10 protein-coding genes, 1 tRNA gene and 1 pseudogene are annotated in these 9,855 nt (G+C 61.9%); 10 read left to right on the top strand and 2 right to left on the bottom strand.

The window, feature by feature from the left end:
• Positions 1-275 (top strand): twin-arginine translocase subunit TatC (locus tag H3O04_RS30680; RefSeq protein ID WP_202589103.1); only part of this gene is annotated, 275 nt, incomplete at its 5' end.
• A 207-nt stretch (positions 276-482) separates the two neighbouring features.
• Here the strand turns inward: H3O04_RS30680 and H3O04_RS30675 are convergent.
• Entirely contained in the window at positions 483-1,688 is a 1,206-nt protein-coding gene (locus H3O04_RS30675) for a Do family serine endopeptidase (protein ID WP_023476201.1), read from the bottom strand.
• A 21-nt stretch (positions 1,689-1,709) separates the two neighbouring features.
• Here H3O04_RS30675 and H3O04_RS30670 point away from each other — a divergent pair, with 21 nt between their 5' ends.
• The 9 genes from H3O04_RS30670 (at position 1,710) to H3O04_RS30630 (ending at position 9,033) form a co-directional block, all read left to right on the top strand.
• The gene (locus H3O04_RS30670; RefSeq protein ID WP_006477111.1) at positions 1,710-2,456 is read left to right on the top strand and encodes a Nif3-like dinuclear metal center hexameric protein; all 747 of its coding nucleotides are present in this window, start codon (positions 1,710-1,712) and stop codon (positions 2,454-2,456) included.
• A gap of 218 nt (positions 2,457-2,674) precedes the next feature.
• A complete protein-coding gene (gene petA / locus H3O04_RS30665; RefSeq protein WP_006491868.1) occupies positions 2,675-3,295 on the top strand; it encodes a ubiquinol-cytochrome c reductase iron-sulfur subunit in 621 nt (206 codons plus the stop codon).
• Positions 3,295-4,677, top strand: coding sequence for a cytochrome b (locus tag H3O04_RS30660; RefSeq protein WP_012327783.1), 1,383 nt, complete (start codon positions 3,295-3,297; stop codon positions 4,675-4,677). Before petA ends, H3O04_RS30660 begins: the two co-directional genes overlap by 1 nt.
• A 21-nt stretch (positions 4,678-4,698) precedes the next feature.
• Entirely contained in the window at positions 4,699-5,457 is a 759-nt protein-coding gene (locus H3O04_RS30655; RefSeq protein ID WP_125380894.1) for a cytochrome c1, read from the top strand.
• A gap of 94 nt (positions 5,458-5,551) precedes the next feature.
• Positions 5,552-6,163, top strand: a complete 612-nt coding sequence (locus H3O04_RS30650; RefSeq protein WP_006400565.1) for a glutathione S-transferase N-terminal domain-containing protein — start codon at positions 5,552-5,554, stop codon at positions 6,161-6,163.
• Positions 6,164-6,234: 71 nt separating this feature from the next.
• Positions 6,235-6,756 carry a ClpXP protease specificity-enhancing factor gene (locus H3O04_RS30645; protein WP_012327784.1) on the top strand — a complete coding sequence of 174 codons (522 nt, stop codon included), beginning with the start codon at positions 6,235-6,237 and terminating at the stop codon, positions 6,754-6,756.
• A gap of 18 nt (positions 6,757-6,774) precedes the next feature.
• Positions 6,775-6,850 (top strand) — tRNA-Thr (locus H3O04_RS30640).
• A gap of 174 nt (positions 6,851-7,024) precedes the next feature.
• Entirely contained in the window at positions 7,025-8,251 is a 1,227-nt protein-coding gene (locus H3O04_RS30635; RefSeq protein ID WP_202589102.1) for a tyrosine-type recombinase/integrase, read from the top strand.
• A 98-nt stretch (positions 8,252-8,349) separates the two neighbouring features.
• Complete coding sequence (locus tag H3O04_RS30630; RefSeq protein ID WP_202589101.1) at positions 8,350-9,033, top strand: hypothetical protein; 684 nt, start codon at positions 8,350-8,352, stop codon at positions 9,031-9,033.
• A gap of 564 nt (positions 9,034-9,597) precedes the next feature.
• Here H3O04_RS30630 and H3O04_RS36365 read toward each other — a convergent pair.
• Positions 9,598-9,855: pseudogene (locus tag H3O04_RS36365) on the bottom strand (hypothetical protein); the annotation flags it as partial.

The raw sequence follows: 9,855 nt of genomic DNA, 5'->3' as shown, positions 1-9,855 counted from the left end.
CGTTCGGGGTCACGTTCGAGGTGCCGATCGTCGTCGTGCTGCTCGTCCGGATGGGCGTGCTGTCCCTGAAGAAGCTGAAGGAGATGCGGCCGTACGTGATCGTCGGCGCATTCGTGGTCGCGGCGGTCGTCACGCCGCCGGACGTGTTCTCGCAGCTGATGCTGGCGCTGCCGCTCGTCGTGCTGTTCGAGATCGGGCTGCTGGCCGCGCGGTTCTTCGTGCCGAAGAAGCCGGCCGAAGAGGGCGAGGCGGGGAACGGCGAAGCGGCGAGCTGACGGCTCGCGGCGCCGGGCGGCTTTCCGGCCCCCGGCTGCAGTGGCCCGGTTTGGTCATCAGCCGGCGCGTGAGAAAACCACCTTCCCGCCAACGACGATCGTCAGACGCAAAGCAAAGGGCAGCCGACCGGACCGGCTGCCCTTTTTCATTTCCGCGTCGCGTTGCCTCGCATCGCGACCGGCAGGCGGCGCACCGGCCGCCGACCCTCATTCGCTATCGTTGTCCTGGTCGTCGAGCGCCTGCTTCGGCGGCGGCGGGCGCTTGCCGATCACGACGTTCACGTCGAACTGCTTGCCCTTGCGTACGACGTGCACCTTGGTCGGCGTGCCCGGCTTGATCTGCGCGACGGTGTTCAGCAGCTTCGTCGTGTCGGTGATTTCGTCGCCGTTCACACTCACCAGGATGTCGCCCGGCTTGATGCCGGCCTTGTCGGCCGGACCGCCCTGCAGCACGCCCGCGACGATCGCGCCCGATTTCTGCTGCAGCCCGAACGACTCGGCGATTTCCGGCGTGACGTCCTGCGGCTCGACGCCGATCCAGCCGCGCGTGACCGAGCCCGTCGTGATGATGCTTTCGAGCACCGTGCGGGCGGTCGAGACGGGAATCGCGAAACCGATGCCGAGCGAGCCGCCCGAGCGCGAGTAGATCGCCGTGTTGATGCCGAGCAGGTTGCCGTTCACGTCGACCAGCGCGCCGCCGGAGTTGCCGGGGTTGATCGGCGCGTCGGTCTGGATGAAGTTCTCGAACGTGTTGATGCCAAGATGGTTGCGGCCGAGCGCGCTGATGATCCCCATCGTAACCGTCTGGCCGACGCCGAACGGATTGCCGATCGCGAGCACGACGTCGCCGACGCGCGACTGGTCGGAGCGGCCGAGCGTGATCGTCGGCAGGTTCGTCATGTTGATCTTCAGCACCGCGAGATCGGTTTCGGGATCGCTGCCGATCACCTTCGCGGTGGCCGTGCGGCCGTCGGCGAGCGCGACTTCGATCTGGTCGGCGCCGTCCACGACGTGCTGGTTCGTTAGAATGTAACCTTCAGGGCTCACGATAACGCCCGAGCCGAGGTTGGCGGCCGGCTCGTCCTGCTGCTTGCGGGCGTTGCGGTCGCCGAAGAAGTAACGGAACAACGGATCTTTCGCGCGCGGGTCGGGCGGCAGCGAGCCGTCCTTGCTGGAGAACACGTTGACGACGGCCGGCATCGCCTTCTGCGCCGCTTCGGCGTACGACGTGGTCGCCGGTGCGCCGCCGATGCCCGGCGCGACTTCCCGCAGCGCGACGATCGGCGTGGCGAGCTGCTTGCCGAGCTGTCCTTGCCGTTGCAGCCATTGCGGCTTGAGCGTCACGACGATGAACATCAGCGCGAGCAGTACGGTCACCGCCTGCGCGAAGAACAGCCAGAAGCGTCTAAGCATCTGAATGGATTAGAGGTTTATATGGATCGGATCGAACTTGAATTGTACTTGAACAATACCCTTGAAACCGCGCGCTTCAAGGACTATTGCCCGAACGGCCTCCAGGTCGAAGGACGCCGCAAGATCGAGAAGATCGCCACCGGCGTGACGGCGTCGGTCGCGTTCCTCGAAGCCGCGCTCGAATGGGGGGCGGATGCCGTGCTCGTCCACCACGGCTATTTCTGGCGCAACGAGGCGCCGCAGATCACCGGCCGCAAGTACCAGCGCCTGAAGCTGCTGCTCGCGAACGACCTGAACCTGTTCGCGTTCCACCTGCCGCTCGATGCGCATCCCGAGTTCGGCAACAACGCGCAGCTCGGCGAAAAGCTCGGCCTGATCGGCGACCAGCGGTTCGGCGAAGGCGATCTCGGCTGGATGGCGACGCTGCCGATGCCCGTCACGCTCGAGCACTTCGTCGCGAAGGTCGAGCGCACGCTTGGCCGCACGCCGCTCGTGCTCGGCGAGCCGGACACGCAACTGCGCCGCATCGCATGGTGCACGGGCGCCGCGCAGAGCTATTTCGACGCGGCGATCGATGCCGGCGCGGACGTGTTCCTGACCGGCGAGGTGTCCGAGTCGACCACGCACGCGGCGGCGGAGAGCGGTGTCGCATTCGTTGCGGCAGGGCACCATGCGACCGAACGTTACGGAATCCAGGCACTTGGGCGCCACTTGTCGGAAGAATTCGATCTCGAACACCTTTTTATCGATATTCATAATCCGGTCTGAGCGACGGATTTGCGGCGGCGCATCGCAATTTCACAATGTAGCATCCGCTTAAAAGCGAAATGATTTAATCGCTCCGGTAGTGGGGGATAACCCTTAACTATCAAACACTTCGAAGGGATTTTCATCTCCGGGCCTTGTAAATGACGACTCCATTCGAGCAAACTAGCGGCGGAATGGAAAGTCGTGACGGAAAATCCAACTCAGAAGTGGGGCGTGTGATGCGAGACAAGGAAGAGAAACGCGTCGACAGCGGCCGCCGTACCTGGCTGATTGCGACATCCGTAGCAGGTGGCGTGGGAGGCGTAGCCACCGTCATACCTTTCGCGGCGTCGCTTGCGCCGTCCGCGAAAGCGAAAGCGGCTGGGGCACCGGTCGAGGTCGACATCAGCGGCCTGAAGCCCGGCGAAATGGTCACCGTGCCGTGGCGCGGCAAACCCGTCTGGATTCTGAACCGCACCGATTCGATGCTGGCCGACGTGGTCAAGGCCGACAAGGAAGTGGCCGATCCGGCCACGAAATCCCCGTATTCGATGCCGTTGCCCGCGTATTGCGCCAACGAATATCGGTCGCGGGCCGATCGCAAGAACATTCTCGTCGTGATGGCCGTGTGTACGCACCTCGGCTGCACGCCTAGCCAACGCTTCACGCCGGGTCCGCAGCCGAACCTGCCGGACGACTGGCCGGGCGGTTTCCTGTGCCCGTGCCACGGTTCGACCTACGACCTCGCCGGCCGTGTGTTCAAGAACAAGCCGGCGCCTCAGAATCTCGACATCCCGCCCTACATGTTCACGTCGGCGACGACCCTCGTGATCGGCAAGGACGAGAAAGGAGAAGCGTGATGGCCGCCGACAACAAAGAAGTCTCCACCACAGGTTTCACCGGCTGGATCGACCAGCGCTTCCCGCTCACGTCCACCTGGAAGAAGCACGTATCCGAGTATTACGCGCCGAAGAACTTCAACTTCTGGTACTTCTTCGGCTCCCTCGCGCTGCTGGTGCTCGTCAACCAGATCGTCACGGGCATCTTCCTGACGATGAACTACAAGCCCGACTCGACGCTCGCGTTCGCGTCGGTCGAGTACATCATGCGCGAGGTGCCGTGGGGCTGGCTGATCCGCTACATGCACTCGACCGGTGCATCGATGTTCTTCGTGGTCGTGTACCTCCACATGTTCCGCGGGCTGTTGTACGGGTCGTACCGGAAGCCGCGCGAGCTTGTCTGGATCTTCGGCTGCGCGATCTTCCTGTGCCTGATGGCCGAGGCGTTCTTCGGCTACCTGCTGCCGTGGGGCCAGATGTCGTTCTGGGGCGCGCAGGTGATCGTGAACCTGTTCTCGGCGATCCCGTTCGTCGGGCCGGACCTGTCGCTGTGGATTCGCGGCGACTACGTCGTGTCCGACGTCACGCTGAACCGCTTCTTCGCGTTCCACGTGATCGCGATTCCGCTCGTGCTGGTCGGCCTCGTGGTCGCCCACCTGGTAGCGCTGCACGAAGTCGGGTCGAACAACCCGGACGGCATCGAGATCAAGGCGAAGAAGGACGAGAACGGCATTCCGCTCGACGGCATCCCGTTCCACCCGTATTACTCGGTGCACGATTTCCTCGGCGTATGCGTGTTCCTGATGGTGTTCGCGCTGATCGTGTTCTTCTCGCCGGAGATGGGCGGCTACTTCCTCGAGGCGAACAACTTCGTCCCGGCGAACCCGCTGCAGACGCCGCCCGAGATTGCGCCGGTCTGGTACTTCACCGCGTTCTACGCGATGCTGCGCGCGACCACCGACCCGTTCAAGATCGTGCTGATGATCGTGATCGCGCTGCTCGGCGTGCTCGCGCTGATCCGTGCGCGCGGCAAGTGGAAGGTCGGGCTGCCGGTGCTGGCGGCGGCGATCGTCGTGTTCATGTATCTGACGGAGTCGAAGTTCTGGGGCGTCGTCGTGATGGGCTCGGCGGTGATCTCGCTGTTCTTCCTGCCGTGGCTCGACCGCAGCCCGGTGAAGTCGATCCGCTACCGGCCGCTGTTCCACAAGGTGTTCCTCGGGATCTTCGTCGCGGCGTTCCTGACCCTCGCGTTCCTCGGCACGCGGCCGCCATCGCCGGCGGCGACGCTGATCGCCCAGGCCTGCGCGCTGATCTACTTCGCGTTCTTCCTCGGCATGCCCGTCTGGACGCCGCTTGGCACGTTCAAGCAGCCGCCGGAACGGGTGCGCTTCAAGCCCCATTAATGTGAGCGAGGAGAGAACGACATGAAGAAACTGCTTTCGACACTCGCGTTGATCGGGGCGACCGCCTGTGCGCTGCTGGCGGCGCCGGTCGTGCGGGCGGAGGGTAATTTTCCGCTCGACCGGGCGCCCGATAACACGGAAAATCTCGTTTCGCTTCAGCACGGCGCGCAATTGTTTGTAAACTATTGCCTGAACTGCCACAGCGCGAACCTGATGCGCTACAACCGTCTGACGGATCTGGGCATATCCCAGAAGGAGATCGAAACGAATCTCCTGTTCACGACCGACAAGGTCGGGAACACGATGTCCGTCGCGATGCGGCCCGACGACGCGAAGAACTGGCTCGGCACCACGCCGCCCGACCTGTCGGTCGAGGAGCGTGCGCGCGGCCGCGACTGGCTGTACACGTATCTGCGGAGCTTCTACCGCGACGATACGCGGCCGACCGGCTGGAACAACGCGGTGTTCGAGAACGTCGGCATGCCCCATGTGTTGTGGCAGCTGCAGGGGCAGCGCGTTGCCAAATTCGAAGACAAGACGGACGAGGAGACGGGCGAGAAGGCCCACGTGCTCGTCGGCTTCCAGCAGGTCACGCCGGGCACGCTGTCGTCGCCCGACTACGATGCTGCGGTGGCCGACCTGGTGGCCTATATGACATGGATGTCCGAGCCGGCCCAGCAGACCCGCAAGCGCCTTGGCGTGTGGGTGCTGATCTTTCTCGGTGTCCTGACTTTCCTGGCCTGGCGGCTGAATGCCGCGTACTGGAAAGATATCAAGTAAACACGCCTGACCGGCGTGGGGCCGGCGCAAGGCGGAACCCGTGAAAGGGGTTCCGCCGCGTGCCGGCCCTCGGCTTTTTTGAGGAAACGCAAATATGATGGTTCTGTATTCCGGCACAACTTGCCCGTTCTCCCAGCGTTGCCGGCTGGTGCTGTTCGAGAAGGGCATGGACTTCGAAATCCGCGACGTCGACCTGTTCAACAAGCCGGAAGACATTTCGGTGATGAACCCGTACGGTCAGGTGCCGATCCTGGTCGAGCGCGACCTGATCCTGTACGAATCGAACATCATCAACGAGTACATCGACGAGCGCTTCCCGCATCCGCAACTGATGCCTGCCGACCCGGTGCAGCGCGCCCGTGCGCGCCTGTTCCTGCTCAACTTCGAGAAGGAACTGTTCGTCCACGTCAGCACGCTCGAGAACGAGAAGGGCAAGGCGGCGGAGAAGAATCACGAGAAGGCACGCCTCGCGATCCGCGATCGCCTGACGCAGCTCGCGCCGATCTTCGTGAAGAACAAGTACATGCTCGGCGAAGAGTTCTCGATGCTCGACGTCGCGATCGCACCGCTGCTGTGGCGCCTGGATCACTACGGCATCGAGCTGTCGAAGAACGCCGCGCCGCTGATGAAGTACGCCGAACGGATCTTCAGCCGTCCGGCCTACATCGAAGCACTGACGCCGTCCGAAAAGGTCATGCGTCGTTAATGTTGCAATGAAGGCATGACGGAGCGGGTGGCGCGGCGTGCCGCGCGCCCGCTCCGGGTTCGAGGATTGTGATGCAAGAGATTTCAACGAAGCCTTATCTGCTGCGCGCGTTGTACGAGTGGTGCACCGATAACGGTTACACGCCGCATATCGCGGTGAGGGTCGACAACTCGACGCGCGTGCCGCGTCAGTTCGTGCGTGACGGCGAGATCGTGCTCAACATCAGCTTCGAGGCGACGAGCCAGTTGCAGATGGGCAACGAGTGGATCGAGTTCACGGCCCGGTTCTCCGGGAAGGCGCACAAGATCGAGATTCCGGTGGCCAACGTGCTCGCGATCTATGCGCGCGAGAACGGGCAGGGCATGGCGTTCCAGGTGGATGCGGTCGCGGGCGAAGGCGAGGATTCGGGCACGTTCGACGATGACGCCGCGCCGGCCGACGACGCGCAGCGTGACGAGTCGGTATCGCCGTTGGCGCCGGTCGCCGACAGCGGCGCGAACGAGGAACCGTCCGAAGGGGCCGACGAACCGCCGAAAACCGACGGCGACGGCTCGAAAGGCGGCAGCAGACCTCGCCTCAAGATCGTGAAATGAGGTAGAATCTCGCGCTACGCCGGCTTAGCTCATCTGGTAGAGCAGTTGATTTGTAATCATCAGGTGGCGGGTTCGAGTCCTGCAGCCGGCACCAAACACTAGTTTCAAGTAGTACCCGGAAGTCCCAAAACCCGCGTCCAGCCTAGCGCTGACGCGGGTTTTTTGTTTCAGGACGTCCCGGGAGAGGCCGGGGCATCCCCAAAATTTGGGGGTAAGATTCGGGGTATGACTTCCGGAATTTGGGGGTATGCCGTACCCCCGGCGAACAATGAAAACCAAACCTCTTACCGACGCCAAGTGCCGCAACGCTAGATTCGATGAGGCCGGGGGAAACAAACTCTTCGACGGCGGCGGCCTGTATCTCGATCTGCGCTCCAGTGGTTCGAAGAAATGGCGGCTCAAATACCGGTTCAATGGCAAAGAAAACCTGCTGACGTTCGGCGACTATCCCGCGACGTCGCTCGCTGATGCTCGGTCGAGGCGTGACGAAGCGAAGCGGCTGTTAGCGGAAGGGAAGAACCCAGCGTTCGAGCGTGACGTCGAGAAGCAGACTCGCGCCATTGCCGCACAGAACACCTTCGAGGCCGTCGCGCTGGAGTGGTACGAGGCGCAGCAAGCGACATGGAGCGCATCCCATGCGAGCCGAGTCAAGAAGCAGCTCGATCGCGAGGTGTTTCCCCTGATCGGCCAGCGCCCGATTTCTTCTATCGGCGCACCGGATTTGCTCGCGGTCATTCGACGAATCGAAGGTCGAGAGGCGTTCGAGACTGCGCGCAAGACGTTGCAGACATGCGGCCAAGTGTTTCGCTATGCCGTTGCGACCAGCCGTGCTGAGCGAGATCCGTCGCCAGACCTGCGGGGTGCATTGAAGGCAGTGCCCGTCAAGCATATGGCGCGAGTCGGCGAAAGCGAGCTGCCGGAGCTGCTTCGCTCGATCGCTGCCTATGAGGGCGAGCCGGAGACCCGGCTCGCTCTGCGATTCCTGGCATTGACGTTCGTTCGCACTATCGAACTGCGGCAGGCGGAGTGGACGGAGATTGACGTGGACCGCCGAGAGTGGCGAATTCCGGCTGAGAAGATGAAGATGCGCCGCGTGCATATCGTGCCGCTCGCTGACCAGACGATCGCGCTGCTTTCCGAGCTACGCGCGCTGACGGGCCACCGTCGCTGGCTGTTCCCGAACAGCCGTAGACCGTTGCAGCAAATGAGCGAGAACACGATTCTGTACGCTCTATACCGTATGGGCTATCGCAGCCGCATGACCGGGCATGGATTCCGGGGTCTCGCTTCAACGATCTTGAACGAGAAGGGATTCAATTCCGACTGGATCGAGCGCCAGCTCGCCCACTCAGAGCAGGACGGTGTGCGGGCAGCGTACAACCATGCCGAGTATCTGTCTGAGCGACATCGCATGATGCAGTGGTGGGCCGACTATTTGGAACAGCAGGCCGGGGCAAAAGTTGTCGAGTTGCGCAATGTCCTTTTGACGCACTGAATCGAGTGCGAGGACTGCGGAATCCTGATGGTCGATGTGCGGCCTTAGCTTTTGCCTAGTCTGCTGGCCGGCAATCCAAGACAAAAGACGGTGAATACATGGATGACATGCCCGACAAACTGCGCCGCAATGTTGTGGTGCTCTCTGCGGCGATTCTTGCGATCGCGTTTTTCCATCTGTCGTTCAAGCCCACCGGCACGCTACTAGGATTCGCCGAAGTCGGAAATGTAAGCCCTTTCAAGATTTGGGTCGCTCTTACATCGACTCTCATCTATATGTTCCTACGCTATCGCTATGCTACAGAGACGGTGGACGAGATCTCCGCCGTTTCGGAGCTGTTCGTTGTGATTCGGGCGCAAGTAGTTGAGGAATATATCTGCGCTGCAGTAACGGGACATTTGAAGCGGCTCCGACCGGTTACGATTTTCAAAGACCTTGAGGACTTCATGGATGACACGCTCGAAGAGCGCATGAAGCAGTTTGGGCGGGCGAGCAAAGTGGATGTCCAGGTTGCTCTGGAAAAACCTGATAGTTGGTGGTCTGGGAGGGCGAGCGTCGACTTGTACGCTGAATGGATATCGCGAGCCTCCTACGGGCGAAGCGGCGGCCGCATGCCCGAGTATCGGCTCAGTTGGAGACAGCGAGTTAGAGTAATCGCCTCAAGTCTGATTCGTGCAGCCGGAGCCTCACGTGCAGGGGTGGACGTTGCTGTTCCGTTCGGACTTTCAGCAGTTGCTATGCTGGTTTGCCTGTTCAAGCTGGCTTTCTACATTTCCACGTGACAGTGATGGGATGACGCTGCGACAAGCAGTTGTCCCGGACTATGAATATGACCCCCCTTGGGGTGTCGAGGCTAGAGAAAAAACGCGGGTGTGAGCCCCCGCGTCTTTGCCCTAGACGCAGGGTCCCCCGCTTTCCGGGCACCCTGACACTTGCGGCCGGCGCAACAATGCCCGATCGTGGCGCATCGCGGACACCCCCCTCGAAAGTACGTCTCTGATGCCCGTCAAATCCCGGAGAGCCGTGCCCTGTCTGGCTTCACGGTCGATACAGTTGGTCGACGCCTGTCCGCTCACTGCAAAACGAGTTGGAGATTTGGAGATAAACGTCTGAATCGGCCGCAAAGCCTTGTGGGGTAAGGCTTCGCGTGTCTCCAAACGATTTGGAGAACGCTGGAGATACTGGAGATAAACCGGGCTGGATTGTTACGGTTGCGGCAAGATTCGCCGCCATCGCCGGCCCGGTTCCGTCTGGAGCGGATCGCTCAAAGTAACTTTGACGCGCAGGCCCAAAATGCCGCGCAAAGGAATGCCCGCCACCGCCCTACCGGACGGCGGCGGCTTCTTTCACAGCTCAAGCGTGAAGATCGACGGCAGCACGCGATAGACCATGAATTTCCCGTGACCGGGGATGTACTCCTGCCGGTACGGATAGCCGTCGCTACGCGGCATCAGTACGCCTCGCTTCATCAGTGCCTTTGACCTGCTCCCCGCGTTTAGTACGGTGACGGTGTAGAGTCCGTTCCAGAGAGGAACGGCAATGAAAAAGCGATTCACCGAAGAACAGATCATCGGCATCTTGAAGGAAGCCGAGGCTGGCTTGAA

This window comes from Burkholderia sp. KCJ3K979 (genome assembly GCF_016759955.1).
Lineage (GTDB): Bacteria > Pseudomonadota > Gammaproteobacteria > Burkholderiales > Burkholderiaceae > Burkholderia > Burkholderia orbicola.
Note: the sequence above shows the minus strand (reverse complement) of the source record. Positions and strands in the feature narration are given on the sequence as shown.